Genomic DNA, 21,501 nt, shown 5'->3' with positions numbered 1-21,501 from the left:
GGCGGGGCGGGGGGGGGGCGGGCGGGGGTTTTTCGTCGCCCCGCCCGCGCCCCCCCCGCCGCCGCCCTCACCCCCCGTGCGGCCCTTCTTCTGGGCCCCCCGGCCCCCCCCACTCCGGTGCTGTCGTGGTGCGCCGGTGCGCCGCCGAGTGCCGCGCCCGCCCCGCCGGTCCTGGAGTGAACGGACCGTTAGTCCCATCTAGTTGGTCAAGCGGTCCGTTCACTCCGGCCGATGCTGCTCGGAGCTCCCCGCTGCCGCCGGCCGCCAGGGGTGAACGGACCGTTGGCCCGATCCGCTTGGACGAACGGTCCGTTCACCCGGGACCCGGATCGGAGGGACGGGCACTGGAGCTGCCTCACCCGGTCGGCCGTGCGAGGTTTCGGGTGAACGGACCGTTCGTCCCATCTAGTTGGTCGAACGGTCCGTTCACTCCGCGAAGGTGGTGACCGGGGGCACCGGAGAAGGCAGGTCCGTTACCCGGTCGGCTGAGTTAGGGTCGGCGTTCCCAACGCAGCGTGAAGAGGTGGCGTGTGACAGGTGTGGCCGAGAACGTGCAGGTGGACCCGCGGGCGGCGCTGTTGTTGCGGAGGTGGCTCGCGGAAACGCACACCCCGATCGAAGCGGGTCCGCTGAAGGTGACGATCGGGCCGCTGCGGTTCACCACCGAGGTCACCTACCGCTCACCGACCGGCGCGCACGGGTTCGGACCGATCCGGGTGGCGGACTCCGGTGACCTCGCCGACTCCGCGCTGCTGGCCGCGGCGTGCTCGGCGGACGCACGCGGCCGGGCCACCGCGGACGCCCCGATCAACGCCGAGGGTTCGGGCACGCTGCTGGACTGGCTGCTGGACGCGGTCCGCACCGGCGCGGTGGATCCGCTGACGGGCAACGACGAGGTCGACGTGCTCGGGCAGGGCGTGTCGTCGCAGGACGAGGCGCGGCGCTGGCTCGCCTCGCACGTGGAGAGCACGGTGACGCCGGCGCTGCGCAACCTCGACGAGCGCGCCGACCTGGCCGAGGTGACCGCCCGGCTGCTGACCCGCCGCTCGTTGGCCGCCATCGGCCGGTTCGGACTGCGCGGAGTCGCCGACGAGCAGGAACTGCTGGTCGCGCTGGCCGAGGAGCTGGGCGCGCTCGCCGACACCTACCCCGACACCGAACGGGTCATCCGGCATTGGCTCGACAGCGCCACCCTGACCGACCTGGCGGTGCTCAACGGTTCCGGACTGCGCTACCTGGCCGAGGGCAAGGTGGCGGTCTCGCCCGTGCGCTACGAGGTGCCGAACCCGATGCGCGCCACCGCCGCGGACGGCGTGCCCGGGGTGCCGGTCCCGGAACTTGGCGACGGCTGGTCGTTGCGGCCGGTCGCGCTGAACTCGGAGGACCCGGAGCTGGTGCACCGGTGGATGAATGAAGACCACGTGGCGGTCAACTGGAACCAGGCGTGGTCGTTGCAGCGCTGGCGGAACGAGCTCGGCGCACAGCTCGGCGGGCAGCACTCGGTGCCGTGCATCGTGCGGCGCGACGGGCGGGACGTCGCCTACGTCGAGCTGTACCGGGTGGTCCGCGACAAGCTCGCCACCTGCTACCCGCTGCACCCGCGTGATCTCGGCGTGCACATCGCGATCGGGGAGAAGGACGCCATCGGGCGCGGTTTCGGCTCGTCGCTGCTGGAGGCGGTGGCCCACGGCCTGCTGGCGGCGGATCCGGAATGCGCGCGGGTCGTCGCCGAGCCGAACGTCCACAACGGAGCGTCGGTGGCGGCTTTCGGGAAGGCGGGTTTCGTCCGGGCCCGCGAGGTCGGGCTGCCCGGCAAGAACTCGGCGTTGATGGTGCACGACCGCTGACAGCTCTCCCGCGCAGGTGAACGGACCGTTCGTCCAGTTCTACGGGACGAACGGTCCGTTCACTCGCAACCGGCGCTAGAGCGCGGGGAGTGAACGGACCCTTCGACCAACCGGACGGGACGAACGGTCCGTTCACCCCGGTGCTCGCGGACGATGATCCGGCGCGGTGGGTGGGAGGACTTCGACGGTGAACGGACCGTTCGTCCAACGGGATTGGGCGAACGGTCCGTTCACTCGTTCCCGGGGCGGGCGGATCCAGGTCCTCCGCCGCGGGTGCGCAGCCCGAGTCAACGGACCGTTCGACCAACTAGATGGGACGAACGGTCCGTTCACCCCACGGGCTCGGGTGGTTACCGCCGGGTGGACGCCTCCCCGCTGAGAGGTAGCGCACGCAGCAGGGGTTCTGGTCACTCGGCGGACGGTGAAATAAGGTTAGCCTTACTTTGTCCGTGTCCCGTGGGGGAGAACGATGCCGGAGCCTCTGGACGTGTCGCTGCCGCTGTCCGCCGCGCAGGCGGGGATCTGGTTCGCGCAGGCCCTCGACCGCGCGAACCCGATCTACAACACGAGCGAGTACGTCGAGATCCACGGCCCGGTGGAGCCGGAGCTGTTCGAGGACGCGCTCAACGTGGTGCTCGCCGAGGCGGAGTCGCTGCGCATCCGGGTGGTGGAGGCGGCGGACGGCCCGCGCCAGGTGATCGACCCGCCGTGGCACCTGGACCTGCCGGTCGTGGACGTCAGCGGCGACGCGGATCCGCTGGCCGCGGCGCTGAGGTGGATGCGCGCGGACCTGGCGGAACCGGTCGACCTGACGGTCGGCGGGCAGCGGGGCAGGTTGTTCACCGCGGCGCTGGTGAAGCTCGCCGACGACCACTGGCTCTGGTACCAGCGGATCCACCACGTGGCGATCGACGGCTACGGCTTCTCGATCGTGCTGCGCCGGGTCGCGGAGGCCTATTCGGCGCTGGTCGCGGGCGAGAAGCCGGCGGATTCGCCGTTCGAGCCGCTGTCGGCGCTGCTCGACGCGGAACAGGACTACCGCGGGTCGGACAAGTTCGAGCGGGACCGGCGGTTCTGGCGCGAGTCGTTCGCCGACGAGCCGGAGGCGACGACGCTGGCGGGCCGGTCGGGCCGCACCGCGCGCACCTTCGTGCGCCGCGTCGCCGACGTGGGTTCGGGTGCGGCGGACGCGTTGGCGGGTGCCGCGCAGCAGAGCCGCACGATTTGGCCGGACGCGTTCATCGCCGCGTTCGCCGCCTACCTGCACCGGGTGACGGGCCGGCGCGAGGTGGTGCTGGGCCTGCCGGTGATGGGGCGGCTCGGTTCGGCGGCGTCGCGGGTGCCGGGCATGGTCGTGAACGTGCTGCCGCTGCGGCTGGCCGTCACCCCGGAGACGACCCGGGACGAGCTGATCGCGCAGGTCGCGAAGGCCGTGCGGCAGGTGCGCAAGCACCAGCAGTACCGGGGCGAGGACCTGCGCCGGGACCTGCGGCTGCTGGGCACCGATCGCCCGCTGTTCGGCCCGATGATCAACGTGAAGGCGTTCGACTACGACCTGTGCTTCGGCGAGCACACCTCGACGGTGCACAACCTGGCCGCGGGCCCGGTGGAGGACCTGACGGTGTCGGTGTACACGGCGGGCACCGGGATGCGCTTCGAGTTCGACGCGAATCCCGACCTGTACACCGGCGACGAGGTCGACGCGCACCGCGAGCGGTTCCTGCGCTTCCTGGACCGGTTCGCCGCGGGGGACGGCGCGGTCGGCGAGCTGGACCTGCTGTCCGCCGACGAGCGGCGGTTGGTGCTGGAGGAGTGGAACGGCGGCCCGGTCGGCCCCGACCTGTCGGCGAAGACGCTGCCGGAACTGTTCGAGGACCAGGTCCGCCGCACCCCGGAAGCGGTGGCGCTGACCTGGGGCGACGAGCAGCTGACGTACACGGACCTGGACGCGCGGGCGAACCGCTTGGCGCACTGCCTGATCGACCACGGGGTCGGCCCGGAGCAGCTGGTGGCGCTGGCGCTGCCGCGCTCGGCGGAGCTGGTGGTGTCGGTGCTGGCGGTGCTCAAGGCCGGTGCCGCCTACCTGCCGCTGGACCCGGGGAACCCGGCGAGCCGCATCGCCTACATCGTGGCGGATTCCGAGCCGGCGATGCTGATCAGCGACACCGCGCACCACGAGAACCTGCCCGCCGACATCCCGCGGCTGCTGCTGGACGACCCGGCGAGCGCCGCGCAGATCGCCGAGCACTCGCAGCGGGATCCGCTCGGCGGCGAGCGCGGCCCGCTGACCCCGGACCACGCCGCGTACGTCATCTACACGTCCGGTTCGACGGGGCAGCCGAAGGGCGTGGTCATCCCGCATCACAACGTGGTGCGCCTGTTCACCGCGACGGAGCCGTGGTTCGGGTTCGGCACCGAGGACGTGTGGACGCTGTTCCACTCGTACGCCTTCGACTTCTCGGTGTGGGAGCTGTGGGGCGCGCTGCTGCACGGCGGCAGGCTGGTGGTGGTGCCGCACGAGGTGAGCCGTTCCCCGGAGGACTTCCTGGACCTGCTGGTGCGGGAGCGGGTGACGGTGCTGAACCAGACGCCGTCGGCGTTCTACCAGCTCGTCGAGGCGGACCGGAACGCGCCAGAGCCGAGCCGGGAGCTGGCGTTGCGCCGCGTCGTGTTCGGCGGTGAGGCGCTGGACCTGTCCCGCCTCGACGACTGGTACGCGCGGCACCCCGACGCACCCAAGTTGATCAACATGTACGGGATCACCGAGACGACGGTGCACGTCTCGTACGTGGAGCTGGACCCCGAGCTGGTGGCGCGCCGCGACGGCAGCCTCATCGGCCGCGGCATCCCGGACCTGCGGGTGTACCTGTTGGACGAGAACCTGCAGCCGGTGCCGCCGGGCGTGGTCGGCGAGCTCTACATCGCCGGGGCGGGCCTGGCGCGCGGCTACCTGGGACGGCGCGGGCTGACCGCGTCCCGGTTCGTCGCCGACCCGTTCGGCGCGGGCGGCACCCGGATGTACCGCTCGGGCGACCTGGCCCGGTGGCGCGACGGCGGCCTGCTGGAGTTCGTGGGCCGCGCCGACCACCAGGTGAAGATCCGCGGGTTCCGCATCGAGCTCGGCGAGATCGAGGCGCGCCTCGCCGCCCACCCGCAGGTCTCGCAGGCGACGGTGGTGGCGCGCGAGGACCAGCCGGGCGACCACCGGCTGGTCGGCTACGCGGTGTCGACCGCCGACCCGGCGGAGCTGCGCGCGCACCTGGCCGCGGAGCTGCCGGACTACATGGTGCCGTCCGCGGTGGTGCTGCTGGACGCGTTGCCGTTGACGGCGAACGGGAAGCTGGACGTCCGCGCGCTGCCCGCGCCGGACTTCGCGGCGCAGGCCACCGGCCGCGCCCCGCGGGACCAGGTCGAATCGGCGCTGTGCCGGTTGTTCGGCGAGGTGCTCGGGGTGCCGGAGGTCGGCATCGACGACGGGTTCTTCGACCTCGGCGGGCATTCGCTGCTGGCGACGCGGCTGCTGGCGCGGGTGCGCGGCGAGCTCGGGGTGGAGGTCTCCATCCGCACCCTGTTCGACCACCCGACGGTGGCGGGGCTGGTGCGGCGGCTGGGACCGGCGCTGCGGGCCCGCCCGGAGCTGCGACCGGTGCCGCGCCCGGACGAGGTGCCGCTGTCGTTCGCCCAGCAGCGGCTGTGGTTCCTGCACCGGCTGGAGGGGCCGAGCGCCACCTACAACCTGCCGATCGGGGTGCGGCTGTCCGGCGAGCTGGACGTGGCGGCGTTGCGCGCCGCGCTCGGTGACGTCGTCGGCAGGCACGAGAGCCTGCGCACCACGTTCCCGGACCGGCAGGGCGAGCCGCGGCAGCGGGTGCTGCCCGCCGCCGCACCGGAGCTGCCGGTGCACGAGGTCGCCGCCGCCGAACTGGACGAGGCGCTGGAAACCGCGGCCCGGCACGGCTTCGACCTGGCGCAGGAGCCGCCGCTGCGCGCCGAGCTGTTCCGCACCGGCGAGCGGGAGCACGTGCTGCTGGTGCTGCTGCACCACATCGCCACCGACGAGTGGTCGATGGCGCCGTTGCTGCGCGACCTGGCGACCGCCTACGCCGCCCGGCTGCGCGGTGCGGCACCGGAGTGGCCGCCGCTGCCGGTGCAGTACGCGGATTACGCGCTGTGGCAGCGGGAACTGCTCGGGGACGAGCAGGACGAGCACAGCCTCGCCGCCCGCGAACTCGCGTTCTGGCGGGCGGAGCTGGCCGGGCTGCCCGACGAGCTGGCGCTGCCCGCCGACCACCAGCGGCCCGCGGCACCCAGCCACCGCGGCGGCACCGTGCGGTTCTCCCTCGACGCCGCGCTGCACCGGGACCTGCGGGCGCTGGCCGCGGCGCACCGGGCGAGCCCGTTCATGGTGGTGCAGGCCGGGTTGGCCGCGCTGCTGACCAGGCTTGGCGCGGGCACCGACATCCCCATCGGTACCCCGGTGGCGGGTCGCTGCGACGACCGGCTCGACGAGCTCGTCGGGTTCTTCGTGAACAGCCTCGTGCTGCGCACCGACACCTCGGGGGAGCCGACGTTCGCGGAACTGCTGGACCGGGTGCGCCAGGCCGACCTGGCCGCCTACGACCACGCGGAACTGCCGTTCGAGCGGCTCGCCGAGGTGCTCAACCCGTCGCGTTCGCTGGCCCGGCACCCGCTGTTCCAGGTGATGCTGGCCTACTGGGGCGAGGCGGAGGCGGTGCACGCCGAACTCCCCGGCCTCAAATCCACTGTGGACACGGTGGACGCCGGGGCGGCGAAGTTCGACCTGGCGCTGAGCATGCGCGAGACCGGCGACGGGGTCGACGGCGTCGCCCAGTTCAGCGCCGACCTGTTCGAGCAGCGCAGCGTGGAAGCGCTCACCGCCCGCTTCGTGCGGTTGCTGACCGCCGCCGCGGCCGCCCCGGACACCCCGATCGGCGACCTGGACCTGCTGGACGCCGAGGAGCGGCGGCGGATCTTCCGCTGGGGCGACGCGGTGCCGGAGCAGGACGTGCGGCCCGCGACCTTCCCCGACCTGCTCGACGCGCGGATCGCGGCGCACCCGGACGAGCCGGCGCTGGTCTTCGAGGACGTGGAGCTCAGCTACGCCGAACTGGGCGAGCGGGTGAACGCGCTGGCGCACCTGCTGATCGAGCGCGGTGCCGCCCCCGGCCGGATCGTCGGCGTGATGCTGCCGCGCTCCCCGGAACTGATCATCGGGCTGCTGGCGGTGCTGGCCTCCGGAGCCGCTTACCTGGCGCTGGACCCGGACTACCCGGCGGACCGGTTGCAGCACATGATCGACGACGCGGAGCCGGGCCTGGTGCTGGCGCGTTCGGATCGCGTCCCCGAGGGGGCGCCCGCGGTGCTGCTGGACGACGCGGAGGTGCGCACGGCGCTCACCGCCCGGCCCACCGGTACCCCGCCTCGCAAGTCCACTGCGGATGATCCCGCGTACGTGATCTACACCTCCGGTTCCACCGGCAGGCCCAAGGGCGTCGTCGTCCCGCACACCGGGGTCGTCGGGCTCGTCGCCACCCAGGCGCAGCGGGTCGGCGTCACCGCCGAGAGCAGGGTGCTGCAGTTCGCCTCGCCGAGCTTCGACGTGGCGTTCTGGGAGATCTGCATGGGCCTGCTCTCCGGCGGCACCCTCGTCGTGGTGCCCGCCGACCGGCGGGTGCCGGGCGCGCCGCTGGCCGACTACGCCGCCGAGCACGGGGTGACGCACCTGGCCATCGGCCCGTCCGTGATGGGCATGTTCCCGCCCGAGGTGGACCTGCCGCCGAACGCGACCCTGCTGTGCGGCGCGGAGAAGGTGCCCGCCGACCTGGTGCAGCGCTGGGCCCGGGACCGCCGGATGCTGAACTGCTACGGGCCGACCGAAGCGACCGTGAACTCCACGCTGTGGGACTGCGAACCGGACACCGGCACCTCGGTGCCCATCGGCGTCCCCGACCCCGGCACCCGGCTGTACGTGCTCGACGCGGCGCTGCGCCCGGTACCGCCGGGCGTCGTCGGCGAGCTGTACGTCTCCGGCACCGGGCTCGCGCACGGCTACCTGAAGCGGCCCGGGCTCACCGCGGAACGCTTCGTCGCCGACCCGTACGGCGCCCCCGGCTCCCGCATGTACCGCACCGGCGACCTGGTGCGGTGGCGTTCCGACGGAGCGCTGGACTTCGCCGGGCGCGCCGACGACCAGGTCAAGATCCGCGGCTTCCGCATCGAACCCGGCGAGGTCGAAGCCGCGCTGGCCCGCCACCCCGCGGTCGGCCAGGTCGCCACCGTGGTCCGCGAGGACCGGCCCGGTGACAAGCGGCTCATCGGCTACGTCGTCGCCCAGCAGGACGTGGAGCAGGCGGAACTGCGCGCGCACGTCGCCGAATCGCTGCCGGACTACATGGTGCCCGCCGCGATCGTGTTCGTGGACGCGCTGCCGCTGATGCCGAACGGCAAGCTGGACCGCGCCGCGCTGCCCGAACCCGACTTGGCCGCCGCCGTCGGCTCCGCCGTGCCGCGCGACCCCACCGAAGAAGTGCTGTGCGAGCTGTTCGCGGAAGTCCTCGAACTACCGCGGGTCGGGGTGCACGACGGGTTCTTCGACCTGGGCGGGCACTCGCTGCTCGCGGCCCGGCTGATCGCCCGCATCGACGAGGCGCTCGGCGTGAAGCTCAACGTCGGCAGCCTGTTCGCCGCCCCCACCGTCGCCGGCCTCGGCGCGCGGGTCCGCACCGGCGGCAAGGGTGACGCGCTGGGCATCCTGCTGCCGCTGCGCACCGACGGGACGGAGGAACCGCTGTTCTGCGTGCACCCGGCCGCCGGGCTCGCCTGGCCGTTCTCCGGGCTGATGAAGCACATCGACCCGCAGCGCCCGCTCTACGGCCTGCAGTCCCGGGGGCTCGACGAACCGGCACCGGTGCTCGACGACCTCGCCGCGATGGCCGCCGAGTACCTGGAGCACGTGCGCACCGTGCAGCCGCACGGGCCGTACCACTTCCTCGGCTGGTCCTTCGGCGGCGTCATCGCCCACGAGATGAGCACCCAGCTGCAGGACCAGGGCGAACAGGTCCGGTTCCTCTGCATGCTGGACTCGTACCCGAAGGACGTGTGGGACGTGCTGCCCACCGAGGAGGAGGCGCTCAAGGCGCTGCTGTACATGGCGGGCTACGACATGGCGCGGCTCGGCGACGGGCCGCTGCGCCGCGAGGACGTGATGGAGATCCTCTCCGCCGAGGGCAGCGCCCTGGCCAACCTCGAAGAGCACACCGTCAAGGCGATCATCGACAACTTCGCCAACTGCGCCGTGCTGGAGAACGAGGCCGACCACGGCACCTTCCACGGCGACCTGCTGTTCTTCACCGCCACCGAGAACCAGGCGAAGGCCTCGCTCACCCCCCGGATGTGGGAGCCGTACGTGGACGGCGTCGTGGAGAACCACGACATCGCCTGCGAGCACAAGGACATGACCCGCCCCGCCCCGCTCGCCGAGATCGCGGCCATCGTCGAAGATCGGCTCCGCGGCGCCGCGGGGTCCGACCGGCGAACCGCCTCCGACCAGCGAACCGCCTCCGACCAACGAAGGAGTTCCGGAGCATGAGCAACCCGTTCGACGACGCCGACGGCTCGTTCTACGCCCTGATCAACGACGAGGACCAGTACTCGCTGTGGCCGGAGCGGATCCGAGTGCCCGACGGCTGGACCGTCGCCCACGGCCCCGCCGACCGGAAGTCCTGCCTGGACCACATCGAGGTGCACTGGACGGACATCCGCCCGGCCCGCAACAGCGTGTAAATCGGGAAACCAATGCGTGTGAACGACCCCAAGGTCGCGGTCTGCGTCGTCTACGTCGCCGCGATGTTCATGAACGGCATGGACGCCACCATCGTGAACGTGGCGCTGCCCGCCATCGGCGCCGAGTTCGGGGTGCCGCCGAGCGCCACCAGCGCCATCAACATCGGCTACCTGGTGAGCCTCGCGGTGTGCATCCCGGTGTCCGGGTGGCTCGGCGACCGGTTCGGCACGAAGAAGGTGTTCCTGGCAGCGTTCGGCGCGTTCGTGCTGGCCTCCGCGCTGTGCGGGGCGGCGCAGGACCTCACCCAGCTGACCCTCGCCCGCATCGTGCAGGGCGCGGGCGGCGGGGTGCTGAGCCCGGTGGCGCTGACCATGCTGTTCCGCGCCTACCCGCCGCAGGAGCGGATCAAGCTGTCCCGGGTGCTGGTGATCCCGACCGCCGTCGCCCCCGCGCTGGGGCCGGTGCTCGGCGGGCTGTTCGTGGAGCAGCTCACCTGGCGGTGGGGTTTCTTCGTGAACGTGCCGTTCGGGGTGCTGGCGCTGGTGTACGGAGCGCTGCGGCTGCGGGAGCACGTCGAATCGGTGCACAAGCGGTTCGACCTGGTCGGGTTCGCGCTCGCCGCGCCCGGCCTGGGGCTGCTGATGTACGCGCTGGACGCGGTGTCGATGCGCGGGCCCGGCTCGCCGCACTTCTACCTGGCCGGCGCGGTCGGCCTCGGCTGCCTGGTGGCGCTGGTGGTGAGCCAGCTGCGGTCGCGGCAGCCGATGCTGGACGTGCGGTTGTTCGGCGACGCCTCGTTCCGGCGGGCCAGCCTGATCCTGGCGACGTGCGTGGCCGGGTTCCTCGGCACCCTCTACGGGTTCACGTTGATGTACCAGACGGGGATGGGCGCCTCGCCGTGGGAGACGGGCCTGGTGACGCTGCCGAAGGCGGTGGGGCTGATGGTGGCTTCGCAGGCGGTGACCTGGGCGCACCCGAAGTGGGGTCCGCGGCTGCTGATCGCGGTGGCGATGCTCGGCGCGGCCGGGTCGTTCGCAGCGATGAACCTGGTGACCGGACCGCTGTCGGCGGGCGTCGTGCAGTTCGCCTCCGGTTTCTTCGTCGGCGCCGCCTCGATCGAGTTGCAGGTGGTCGCGTTCGCGACGATCAGCGCCACCGCCACCGGCGGTGCCTCCACACTGTTCAACGTGCAGCGCCAGGTCGGTTCGGCGCTGGGCGTGGCGGTGACGGCGGGGGTGCTGGCGATCGGCGGCGCGGGATCTTCCGGGTCGCTGGGCGTCTACCACTTTGCGATGCTCGTCTCCGCCGGATTCGCGCTGCTCGGCGTCCTGGTGGCGTTGCGCATCAAGAACCCGGCGGAACTGCGCACCACCGCTGGTCGCGCGGCCGAAGCCGGGGACGGGGCCGACGCGGTGCCCGCCGGGCGGGGCTGACGGTTCCGCCCGAGCGGGTGGCGAGATCTGGCCCACCGGATGAAGACATCCCGACGTTCTATGGTTAGGCTAGCCTTAATTCCAGTGATCGTTCTGGAGACAGTGAGGAAGGAACGCCAGGCCCGATGACGACAGCGGACCGACCCCGACGCGGCGCACACCGCCGTCCGCCGACCCGCACGCTGGAAGTGCTGCGCACGACGGAGCTCTCGCCGTCCATGCGGCGCATCACCCTCGGCGGCGAGGAACTCACCGGATTCCGCGAGCAGCACAGCGGGCCCAACGTGAAGGTGTTCGTTCCGCAACCCGGTCAGCATCGCCCGGTGCTCCCCGTCCTCAACGACGAAGGCCGCTACGACTGGCCCGAACCGCACGAACGACCCACCATGCGCACCTACACGGTGCGCCGCTACGACGAGCAGCGCGGCGAGCTGGACATCGACTTCGTCATGCACGGGGAACACGGTGTCGCCGCGTCCTGGGCGCGCCGCGCAGAACCCGGCGACTACCTCGGCGTGCTCGGACCCGGTGGGCGCACCTGCCGGGAAGCCGACTGGTACCTGCTGGTCGGCGACGAGACGGCGATGCCGGCCATCGCCTCCATCATCGAAGAGCTCCCGATCACCGCCAGCGGACAGGTCTTCCTCGAAGTCGGCGGGAGCGGCGACCAGCAGCACATCGAATGCCCGCCGAACGTGCGGATGACCTGGCTGCACCGCGACGGGATCCCCGCGGGGCGTTCCACCCTGCTCGCCGACGCGGTCCGCGACCTCGACATCCCCGACACCCTCGACGTGTCGGCCTGGGTCTCCGGTGAATCCGGGGTCGTCCGCGGAATTCGCCGCCACCTGCGGCAGGACCGCGGGTTCGACCCCGCGTCGGTGCTCGCCATCGGCTACTGGAAGGCCGGCATGGCCGAAACCGACTACCACGATCGATACAACCACGACCGCGACTGACGAGCGGTCTGCGGATTCCACCGTGCCCGCGCGCGACACCGACCGGGTACCGGCGAAGGGACAACCGTGTCTGCGGCTCCGACCCACGTGCAAGGCCACGTCCAGGACATCCTGGGCATCGGCTTCGGCCCCTCCAACTTAGCGCTGGCCGTAGCCGTCGAGGAACACAACCGCCGATGCGGTGAGGGCGAACGGCTCGACGCGAGCTTCCTGGAACGCAAACCGCAGTTCGGCTGGCACCGCGGGATGCTCATCGAGGGCACCACCATGCAGGTCTCGTTCCTCAAGGACCTCGTGACGATGCGGGAGCCCGCCAGCGACTTCTCCTTCCTGTCCTACCTGCAGGACAAGAACAGGCTCGTCGACTTCATCAACCACAAGACGATGTTCCCCACCCGCGTCGAATACCACGACTACCTGGAGTGGGCCGCGGGCAGGCTCGACCACCTCGTCCAGTACGACGCCGAAGTCATCGACGTGCGGCCCGTGCAGGACGGCGAGGTCTTCGAAGTGCTCGTGCGGCACGGCTCCGGCCAGGTCACCACCAGCCGCGCCCGCAACATCGTGGTCGCCGTCGGGCTCGAAGCGAGCCTGCCGCCCGGCGCCGAGCTCGGCGACCGCGTGTGGCACAACCTCGAACTCATGCACCGCGTCGGCGAACTCCGCGACAGCGAACCGCGCCGGTTCACCGTCATCGGCGCCGGTCAGAGCGCCGCCGAGGTCACCGACTACTTGCACCGCACGTTCACCGGCGCCGAGGTCTGCTCGGTGTTCAGCCGGTACGGGCACACTCCCGCCGACGACAGCCCCTTCGCCAACCGCATCTTCGACCCTGACGCGGTCGACCACTTCTACACCGCGCCGAGCGGGGTGAAGCAGATGCTCATGGACTACCACCGCAACACCAACTACTCGGTGGTCGACCTCGAACTCATCGAGCAGCTCTACGCGCGGGCCTACCAGGAGAAGGTGCGCGGCGAGGAACGGCTGCGGATGCTCAACGCCTCCCGCATCGTCGACGTGCGCGCCACCGACGACGGCGTCGCCGTCACCGTCGAATTCCTCCCGACCGGGGAGCGCACCGTCCTCGACTCCGACGTGCTCGTCTACGCCACCGGCTGCCGTCCCGGCGACCCCGGGCGGTTCCTCGGGCGCACCTGGGAGGAATGCCTCCGCGACGGCGACGGGCAGGTGCAGGTCGACCGCGACTACCGGGTGCGCACCACCGGCAGCGTGCGCGGCGGCGTGTACTTCCAAGGCGGGACCGAGCACACCCACGGCATCACCTCCTCGCTGCTGTCGAACGGTGCGGTGCGGGCCGGGGACATCCGCGAGTCGATCCTGCGCCACCGCAGCTCGCCGGCCCCGGCTGCGCACCCGGACTACGCGCTCACCGGCGACCGGGCCTGACCCGAGCGGGGGAGTGAACGGACCGTTCGTCCAACCAGATAGGACGATCGGTCCGTTCACCTGATCCCCGCCCACGGACCTGCCGCGTGGGGCGGGTGAACGTTCACCCGGCTCCCGCTCACCGGCCTGCCTTGCCCGGGGGAGAGTGAACGGACCCTTCGTCCAACTAGATCGGATAAACGGTCCGTTGACTCCGGCGGCGGGCCGTGGCGAACCGGCGGCGCCCGGACGTTCCACCGAACCCGGGAGAGAGTGAACGGACCCTTCGTCCAACTAGATCGGACGAACGGTCCGTTCACCCGCGTCCGGGCGTGTGAGCACCCGCACAGCGGCCCGGGAACAAAGCCACGCCGCCGGATGGTTGCAAGCGGCGATGGACACCGTCGCCAACCCGGACCGCACCGCCCTCGAGGCCGGCGGTCCCGCATCCCGGCCCGACCCGATCCGCGGCACCGCCCGCGGCCGCTCGGCCGTGCCGCTGTCGATCTTGGACCTCGCGCCCGTCGGCGCGCAGACGACGCCGGGGGAGGCGCTGGCCACCACCACCGAACTCGCCCGGGCCGCCGAGCGCTGGGGATTCCACCGGCTGTGGGTCGCCGAGCACCACGGCATGCCGGGCATCGCGAGCTCCTCCCCGCCGGTGGTGATCGCGCACCTGGCGTCGGCGACGAGCACGCTGCGCCTCGGTTCGGGCGGGGTGATGTTGCCGAACCACGCGCCGCTGGTCGTGGCCGAGCAGTTCGGCACCTTGCAGGCGCTGCACCCGGGTCGCATCGACCTGGGCATCGGCCGTGCCCCCGGCACCGACCAGGGGACGGCGCGGGCGCTGCGCCGCACCGGCGGCCCGCTCTCGGTGGACGACTTCCCGGAGCAGCTGGGCGACCTGCTGCGGTTCCTCGGCGACGGTTTCAGCGCCGACCACCCGTACGCCGAGGTGAGTTCGGTGCCGCACGGGCAGGCGCCGCCGGTGTGGTTGCTCGGTTCGAGCGGGTTCAGCGCGCAGGTCGCGGGCGCGCTCGGGTTGCCGTTCGCGTTCGCCCACCACTTCTCGGCGCGCAACACGCTGCCTGCGCTGGACCTGTACCGGAAGTCGTTCCAGCCCTCCGAGGTGCTGGCCGAGCCGTACTCGATGATCGGCGCGCAGGCGATCGCGGCCGACACCGAGCAGGAGGCGCTGGACCTGGCGCGTCCGATGGCGTTGAGCATGCTGCGGCTGCGCAGCGGGAACCCGGGCCGGATGCCGAGCCCGCAGGAGGCGCGGGACTACCCGTACTCCGCGGTGGAGCAGAGCATCGTGGACTCGTGGCTGGCGGACGCGATCCACGGCACGCCGGATTCGGTGCACGCGGAGCTGGAGGAGCTGCGGGCACGCACCGAAGTCGACGAGCTGATGCTCACCGCGAACCTGTACGACCGGGACGCGAAGCTGCGCTCCTACGAGTTGATCGCCCGCGCCTACGGTCTGCCCGGAGTGTCCTGAGCCACGCCATCGCGTGGCCGGCACCACTGTCCCGCCAGGTCACGCGCAGGCGTGCACCGGTGGTGGCGTACGGTCGTTTCCGGTGTTCGTGGCAGAGGCGGGATTGAGGGATCTGTGGTGAAGCCTGGCGTTCTGGCCGCATACCGGGTCATGGCGTACGTGACAGCGGTGCTGCTCATCTTGCTGTGCTTGGCGATGGTGTTCAAATACCTGTGGCCCGAGGGTTCGTCCGCGCAGCTGATGGGCGACTCGTGGACGACCACGATCGGCATCGGCCACGGTTACCTCTACATCGTGTACCTGTTCGTCGCGCTGGTGACGACGGTGCAGCTGCGCATCCCGTACGGCCGGATGCTGCTGGTGCTGCTGGCCGGGACGATCCCGCTCGGCGCGTTCTTCGCGGAGCGCAAGGTGGTGCTGTGGCACCGGCTGCGCACCGGTGGTGAACCGCTGCCGTTCGAGGCCGCGGCGACGACCGGGTCGACGAGCTCATGACGGCCGTTCCCGAACAGGCGGAAGCAGCTCCCACCACCACTGCGAAGCGGCGCGGCGTGCTGGCCGCCTACTTCGCGCTCACCAAGCCGCGCGTCATCGAGCTGCTGCTGGTCACCACGATCCCGGCGATGTTCCTGGCCGAGCGCGGCATCCCGTCGCCGTGGCTGGTGCTGGTGACGCTGGTCGGCGGCGCCATGTCGGCGGGCAGCGCGAACGCGTTGAACTGCGTGGCCGACTCGGACATCGATGCGGTGATGCACCGCACCCGCAGCCGTCCGCTGGTGAGCTACGAGGTGCCGCGCAAGCACGCCTTGATCTTCGGGATCGTGTTGGGCGCCGTGTCGTTCGCGGTGCTGGCGATCGGGGCGAACCTGCTGGCGGCGGTGCTGTCGCTGGCCGCGATCCTGTTCTACGTCTTCGTGTACACGCTGCTGCTCAAGCGCCGCACCTCGCAGAACATCGTGTGGGGCGGTGCGGCGGGCTGCATGCCGGTGGTGATCGGCTGGGCCGCGGTGGCGGGCGAGGTCGAGTGGCCGGCGCTGGTGATGTTCGCGGTCGTGTTCCTGTGGACGCCGCCGCACTTCTGGTCGCTGGCGATGAAGTACCGGGACGACTACGCGCGGGCCGGGGTGCCGATGCTGCCGGTGGTGGCGACGCCGCGGCAGGTGTCGGCGCGGATCCTGGTGTACAGCTGGGCGACGGTCGCCTCCACGCTGCTGCTGGTGCCCGCGACGAGCTGGGTGTACGTGGCGATCGCGGTGCTGTCCGGCGCGGCGTTCCTGATCGTGGCGCAGCGGCTGCACGCTTCGGTGCGGCAGGGGCGCGCGACGAATCCGATGACGTTGTTCCACCTGTCGAACTCGTACCTGGCGGTGCTGTTCGTGGCGATCGCGGTGGACGCCGCGGTGGGCCTGCCGACCTTCAGCTGACGTCGGTCGCACGCGGTCGCGTCCGGCCGGGACGTCGGTGTGGTGGGCGGCCTCTCGCACCGCTCCTCGTCCGGGTGCTGGCCGAGCCCGGCCCACGCCTGTCAAGCTCGGGTCCTCCACGATCATGGTCGGCCGCACTCGGCCACCGGGTTGCAGCGGAGTGCCGGGGTGCGTGGAACCCCGCGGAGGCGCGCGAGCGGGGGCGGCATGGGCGAGCGGTGGAACGAGGCGGCGGTGGCCGCGTTGCGGTCGGTGGGCACGTCCCGGCGGTGGCGGGGAGGTGCCGTCCTGTTCGGCGTGGGGGACCGGTCGGACCACGTGCTGCTGATCCGCAGCGGCCAGGTCAAGGTGTGGTCGATGTCGACGCGGGGCGCGGAGACGGTGCTCGCGATCCGCGGGCCCGGCTCGGTGATCGGCGAGTTCTCCGCGGTGGACGGGCGACCGCGGGCTTCCGCCGTGACGGCGCTGGGGCCGGTGCAGGCGGACGTGGTGCCGGGCGCCGAGTTCCGCCGGTTCCTGCACGAACACCCCGACGTGATGTTCGAGCTGCTGGTCGGCGTGGTGGCCCGGATGCGCGAGTCCGACCGGTACCGGGTGGAGTTCACCTCGTCCGGGGTGGGGCAGCGGCTGGCCCGGCTGTTGCTGGACCTGGTGCGCGAGCACGGGGTGCCGGACGGGCCCGGCCGGTACGCGATCGCGATCCCGTTGAGCCAGGCCGAGTTGGCTGCCGCGACCAGCGCGTCCCGCGAGACGGTGGCGCGGGCCTTGCGGGAGCTGCGGGACCGCGGCGCCGTCGACACGCGGCGGCGCCGGATCGCGGTGCTGGACCGAGAACTGCTCGCCCAGCACGCGGGGTTCGAGTAGCGGCTCAGCGCACCGCGAGCAGCGCCGTCCACGCCAGAAACGCCAGCAGCGCCCCGCAGGAGCAGTGCAGCGCGATGCGCAGGCGCCGGTACTTGGTGGCGGCGATCTGCGCCAGCGCCTCCGCCTGCTGCCAGGCCTGCGCGCACAGCTCGGTAGCCGTGGCTCCGTGCGCCGGGCGGAAGGCTGGGAAGGCGAACGCGTTCGCCCCGCCGGCCGGAGCGCCGGTGCGCGGCGTGAGCACGGCCGCGAGGTGCAGCAGCGCGCCCAGCGCCCCGCACAGCAGCAGCCCCAGCAGCACCAGCGACGCGGCCCGCAGCGGGCCGTGCTGCAGCGCCGCGGCGTGGGACCCGGACATGGCGTTGCCCGCGCCGCCGATGCCGATGCCGAGTGCGGGGATCAGCAGTCCCGCTTTGGTGTCGGCGCCGGAGATCCAGGTGCGGAAGTCACCTGCGGTGCGCAGCGCCACGTCCAGCTCCTGCTCGGGGGTGAGGTGGTCGTCGGTGGCGGGCTCGGGCTGCGGAGCGGGACGAGGTGCGGTGCGGCGGGCCATGGCGGAGTCCTCCCTGCGGTGGGTCGATCTCGTTGCGTGACCAGTTCAGCACTCTTGGTGTCCGGATTCTGCGTCAGACGACACAGAGCGAGGTACGGGGTGCCACACTCCGCCCCAGTGTTGGAGTGAACGGACCGTCCGTCCCATCTAGTTGGTCGAAGGGTCCGTTCACTCGGCGCGACCGGTGCACCGCGGCGGCGAGCGACTGCCTCTTTCCGAGCCCCGCCGTTGTGGAGTGAACGGACCGCTTGTCCGATCTTGTTGGTCGAACGGTCCGTTCACTCCACGGGCCTCCCGTCGGTGCGGGGCGCCGCCGCGCGTGGGTGAACGGACCGTGTGTCCAGTCCTGTTGGTCGAACGGTCCGTTGACTCGAAGTTCGGTGGCTCCGGAGCGGAGTGAACGGACCGTTCGTCCCATCTAGTTGCTCGAAGGGTCCGTTCACTCCGTTCGCGGCGGCGTGGCCAGCGCCGCCGCGATGTGCTCGTAAGCGAGGTCCGCGACGGTGCGCAGTTCGGCCACCGGTGTCCCGGCGAGGTGCAGCACGGTCAGCGACTGGTTGATCGCGGCCGCGTACAGCGCCAGGTCGTCGAGCCGTTCCGCGGGCACCGCGTCTTCGGCGGGCCGGAGGGCGGCGCGGATCTCGGCGCGCTGCCCGGCGAGGGCGCCGGCGACGACCTCGCGCACCGGCGCGTCCAGGTCGGCGGTTTCGGCGGCGAGCCGGGTGATCAGGCAGCCGGCGGGCACCTCGGGGTCGGCGAGCCGGGTGAGCACGGTGTCGAAGAACGCGCGGACGGCGGCGGTGGGGTCGTCCGGGCGGGAGCGCAGGGCGGCGGACATGGGCGCGGCGAACAGTTCGGCGTAGCGGCGGACGCTGCGCTGGAGCAGTTCGTCCTTGCCGCCGAAGGTGGAGTACAGCGATCCGCGGCCGAGCCCGGTGGCGGTGAGCAGTCTGCTGAGGCTGGCTTCGGCGTAGCCGTGCTCCCAGAACACGTGCATCGCTCCGTCCAGGGCGGTGTCGACGTCGAACTGCTTGCGTCCTGCCATCTGGCGCACTCCCTCCGGCATGTTTGACCGATCGTTCCAACATGGCTAGTGTAGGTCGTACCGGCCGGCCCGGCCACCCAGGTGAGCCGTCCGCTAGGCGCCGAGCGGTACCGGCCGGGTTCCCCTCCTTCGTCGAACACGGAGTTTCCTCGTGACCTCAACCGAAGTTCCGCACGGCCCCGGTTCCCTCGCTTCGGCGCCGCTGCTGCCGGACGGTTTCACCGAGACCTTCCGGGACCACTACGCCACGGCGGGCGGTCTGCGCACGCACTACCTGAGCGGTGGCGACGGTCCGCCGCTGCTGGTGCTCGGCGGCTGGCCGCAGAACTGGTACCAGTGGCGCTTCGTCCTGCCGGAGCTCGCCGAGCGGTTCTCCGTCGTGGTGGTGGACCCGCGCGGCGTGAACCTGACGGACAAGCCCGCCGCCGGCTACGACTCCGGGACGCTGGCCACCGATCTGGTGGAGCTGATGCGCGAGCTCGGCCACGAGCGGTTCGCGCTCGTCTCGCACGACATCGGTGCCTGGACCGGCTACGCGCTGGCCGCCGACCACCCGGAGGTGCTGGAGCGGGCGGTGTTCTCGGAGGCGATCGTGCCCGGGCTGTCCGAGTCACCGCCGCTGCTGGCCGACCGGCGGACCAGCGATCTCCTGTGGCACTTCAACTTCAACCGCGCGCTGGAGATCAACGAGCGGTTGGTGCGCGGACGGGAGGACGTCTACTTCGGGCACCAGTTCGCCACGAAGGCCGCCACGCCGACGTCGATCCCGGGGCACGCGGTGCAGGTCTACGTGGACGCGCTGCGCGACCCGGAGGCACTGCGGGCCAGCTTCGACTACTACCGCGCCATCGATTCGATCATCGAGCAGAACCTGGTGCGGCGTGAGCGGAAGCTGACGTTGCCGGTGCTGACGATCGCCGGTTCGGAGTCCATCGGGGAAGGCATGGCGGCCGAGATCGGCGCGGTCGCGACGGACGTCACCAGCGTCGTGCTGCAGGGTGCCGGGCACTACGTGCCGGAGGAGGATCCGGTGGGCATGCTCGCCGCGATGCGCCCGTTCCTGGCCGAGTACCGCGGTTGAGCAGCGGCGGATCCGGTGGGCTCGACCGCCCGCCGGTTCCGCGGCACCGCTCAGGCCAGCGAGGGGGCGACGCCGCCGTCCACCCGCAGCGCGGCCCCGGTCGTCGCCGAGCCGGCCTCCGATCCGGCGTAGAGCACCAGGCTCGCCACCTCGTCGGGGCGGATCAGCCTGCCGAGCAACGAGCTCGGGCGCTCCTCGGCGATGAAGCGGCGCTCCGCCTCCTCGAACGGCACGTCGTCGCCGACCCGGCTGGCGATGAACTCCGCGACGCCGGGCGTCAGCGTCGGGCCGGGCAGCACGCTGTTCACGGTGACGCCGGTGCCCTTGACCTCCTGGGCCATGCCGCGCGCCACGGACAGCTGCGCGGTCTTGGTCATGCCGTAGTGCACCATCTCGGTGGGGATGAAGATCGAGGACTCGCTGCTGATGAAGATCACCCGGCCCCAGCCGCGCTGCACCATGCGCGGGGTGTAGTGCCTGGCCAGGCGCACCCCGGAGAGCACGTTCACCTCGAAGAACCGGGACCATTCCGCGTCGCTGATCTCGAAGACCGGGGTGGCGGAGAAGATCCCGGCGTTGTTCACGAGAACGTCCACGTCGGGCAGCTCGGTGATGAGCGCTTCGGCGCCTTCGGCCGTGCCGATGTCCGCGGCGATGCCGCGCACCGAACCGCCGGTGTCGGCGCGCAGCGATTCGACGGTGGCGTCGACCCGGTCCTGGGACCGGCCGTTGACGACGACGTCGGCTCCGGCGCGGGCGAAGCTCGCCGCGATGGCTTTCCCGATGCCGCTGGTGGAGCCGGTGACCAGGGCGGTGCGGCCGGTCATGTCGGTGTTCATCGGTGTTCGCTCTCCTCGGGTGTTCGCCACGGGGTTCCCGCTGGGGCGCGGGGTGATGCGGGTGTTTCGGCGTGCGTGGGAAGAAATGCGGCTTCAGCTGGTAGTTGCACGCGCTTGCTAAATAGTTGCAGGCGCTTTCTATCTGCGCAAGCTGCTATGGTGGTGGGGAGAGTGAGCTCACCCGTCGAGCTCGCCGGTAGGAGGTGTGGCGTGGGGATCGCCGACGACGCGGTCGAAGTGCGGGCACAAGGCTGGCGCACCCTCGCCGCATTGCACGGAATGCTCGAATCCGCCCTGGAGAAGGCGCTCACCGCCGACCACGGGCTGTCCGTCGTCGAGTACACCGTCCTCGACGCGCTCAGCAGGCAGGACGGCTGGCACATGCGCATGCAGCAGCTCAGCCGCGCCGCCGCGCTCAGCGGCAGCGCCACCACCAGGCTCGTCACCCGGCTCGAAGACCGGGGGCTGCTCACCCGGATCCTGTGCAAGGACGATCGGCGGGGCATCTACACCGAACTCACCGACGAAGGCCGCGCGCTCCTCGAGCAGGCGCGGCCCACCCACGACGCGGCGCTCGAGAAGACCCTCGCCGAAGCCGAACAGGTCCCCGAACTCGGCGACCTCGTCGACGCCTTCCACCGGGTCACCGCCCGGGCCTGACACCCCGATCGGGAGTGAACGGGGCGCCGGGGGGGGGCGCCCCCCCCCCGCCGCCGGGCCCCCCCCCCCCGGGGGGGGGGGGTTGGGGGGGGGGGGGGGGGGGGG

15 protein-coding genes are annotated in these 21,501 nt (G+C 71.8%); 12 read left to right on the top strand and 3 right to left on the bottom strand.

Translation table 11 applies throughout. From position 1 onward, the window contains the following. Nucleotides 1–530 precede the first annotated feature (530 nt). The 10 genes from LCD33_RS22435 (at nucleotide 531) to LCD33_RS22390 (ending at nucleotide 17,221) form a co-directional block, all read left to right on the top strand. Nucleotides 531–1,847 carry a GNAT family N-acetyltransferase gene (locus LCD33_RS22435; protein ID WP_224978246.1) on the top strand — a complete coding sequence of 439 codons (1,317 nt, stop codon included), beginning with the start codon at nucleotides 531–533 and terminating at the stop codon, nucleotides 1,845–1,847. A gap of 469 nt (nucleotides 1,848–2,316) precedes the next feature. Then, on the top strand, nucleotides 2,317–9,456 hold the full coding sequence (locus tag LCD33_RS22430) for a non-ribosomal peptide synthetase (protein ID WP_224960313.1): 7,140 nt from the start codon (nucleotides 2,317–2,319) through the stop codon (nucleotides 9,454–9,456). After that, nucleotides 9,453–9,650: an MbtH family protein gene (locus LCD33_RS22425; RefSeq protein ID WP_224960315.1), complete on the top strand. Its 198-nt coding sequence runs from the start codon at nucleotides 9,453–9,455 to the stop codon at nucleotides 9,648–9,650. Before LCD33_RS22430 ends, LCD33_RS22425 begins: the two co-directional genes overlap by 4 nt. Nucleotides 9,651–9,668: 18 nt before the next feature. Next, entirely contained in the window at nucleotides 9,669–11,084 is a 1,416-nt protein-coding gene (locus LCD33_RS22420; protein WP_224978245.1) for a DHA2 family efflux MFS transporter permease subunit, read from the top strand. A 125-nt stretch (nucleotides 11,085–11,209) separates the two neighbouring features. Continuing rightward, on the top strand, nucleotides 11,210–12,043 hold the full coding sequence (locus tag LCD33_RS22415) for a siderophore-interacting protein (RefSeq protein ID WP_224960319.1): 834 nt from the start codon (nucleotides 11,210–11,212) through the stop codon (nucleotides 12,041–12,043). Nucleotides 12,044–12,109: 66 nt separating this feature from the next. Further along, nucleotides 12,110–13,453, top strand: coding sequence for a lysine N(6)-hydroxylase/L-ornithine N(5)-oxygenase family protein (locus LCD33_RS22410; RefSeq protein ID WP_224960321.1), 1,344 nt, complete (start codon nucleotides 12,110–12,112; stop codon nucleotides 13,451–13,453). Between the two features lie 373 nt (nucleotides 13,454–13,826). After that, nucleotides 13,827–14,933 carry an LLM class flavin-dependent oxidoreductase gene (locus LCD33_RS22405; protein ID WP_224960324.1) on the top strand — a complete coding sequence of 369 codons (1,107 nt, stop codon included), beginning with the start codon at nucleotides 13,827–13,829 and terminating at the stop codon, nucleotides 14,931–14,933. A gap of 117 nt (nucleotides 14,934–15,050) precedes the next feature. Further along, the gene (locus tag LCD33_RS22400; RefSeq protein ID WP_224960326.1) at nucleotides 15,051–15,428 is read left to right on the top strand and encodes a DUF3817 domain-containing protein; all 378 of its coding nucleotides are present in this window, start codon (nucleotides 15,051–15,053) and stop codon (nucleotides 15,426–15,428) included. Further along, entirely contained in the window at nucleotides 15,425–16,357 is a 933-nt protein-coding gene (locus LCD33_RS22395) for a heme o synthase (RefSeq protein WP_224960327.1), read from the top strand. Before LCD33_RS22400 ends, LCD33_RS22395 begins: the two co-directional genes overlap by 4 nt. A 207-nt stretch (nucleotides 16,358–16,564) precedes the next feature. Continuing rightward, nucleotides 16,565–17,221 (top strand): Crp/Fnr family transcriptional regulator, encoded by a 657-nt coding sequence (locus LCD33_RS22390; protein ID WP_224960329.1) that lies wholly within the window; start codon nucleotides 16,565–16,567, stop codon nucleotides 17,219–17,221. Between the two features lie 4 nt (nucleotides 17,222–17,225). Here the strand turns inward: LCD33_RS22390 and LCD33_RS22385 are convergent, their stop codons facing one another. Both LCD33_RS22385 and LCD33_RS22380 read right to left on the bottom strand, forming a co-directional pair. After that, the gene (locus LCD33_RS22385; protein WP_224960331.1) at nucleotides 17,226–17,771 is read right to left on the bottom strand and encodes a Pycsar system effector family protein; all 546 of its coding nucleotides are present in this window, start codon (nucleotides 17,769–17,771) and stop codon (nucleotides 17,226–17,228) included. A 439-nt stretch (nucleotides 17,772–18,210) separates the two neighbouring features. Further along, nucleotides 18,211–18,816 (bottom strand): TetR/AcrR family transcriptional regulator, encoded by a 606-nt coding sequence (locus tag LCD33_RS22380; RefSeq protein ID WP_224966961.1) that lies wholly within the window; start codon nucleotides 18,814–18,816, stop codon nucleotides 18,211–18,213. Between the two features lie 151 nt (nucleotides 18,817–18,967). On the opposite strand from LCD33_RS22380, the gene LCD33_RS22375 reads away from it, so the two are divergent. Continuing rightward, on the top strand, nucleotides 18,968–19,897 hold the full coding sequence (locus LCD33_RS22375; protein WP_224960335.1) for an alpha/beta fold hydrolase: 930 nt from the start codon (nucleotides 18,968–18,970) through the stop codon (nucleotides 19,895–19,897). 50 nt (nucleotides 19,898–19,947) lie between these two features. Here the strand turns inward: LCD33_RS22375 and LCD33_RS22370 are convergent, their stop codons facing one another. Continuing rightward, a complete protein-coding gene (locus tag LCD33_RS22370; RefSeq protein WP_224966960.1) occupies nucleotides 19,948–20,736 on the bottom strand; it encodes an SDR family NAD(P)-dependent oxidoreductase in 789 nt (262 codons plus the stop codon). A gap of 210 nt (nucleotides 20,737–20,946) precedes the next feature. On the opposite strand from LCD33_RS22370, the gene LCD33_RS22365 reads away from it, so the two are divergent. Next, nucleotides 20,947–21,396 carry a MarR family winged helix-turn-helix transcriptional regulator gene (locus tag LCD33_RS22365; RefSeq protein WP_224960339.1) on the top strand — a complete coding sequence of 150 codons (450 nt, stop codon included), beginning with the start codon at nucleotides 20,947–20,949 and terminating at the stop codon, nucleotides 21,394–21,396. Nucleotides 21,397–21,501 lie beyond the last annotated feature (105 nt).

It is taken from the genome of Saccharopolyspora sp. 7B (assembly GCF_020177435.1).
Taxonomy (GTDB): domain Bacteria; phylum Actinomycetota; class Actinomycetes; order Mycobacteriales; family Pseudonocardiaceae; genus Saccharopolyspora_C; species Saccharopolyspora_C gregorii.
Note: the sequence above shows the minus strand (reverse complement) of the source record. Positions and strands in the feature narration are given on the sequence as shown.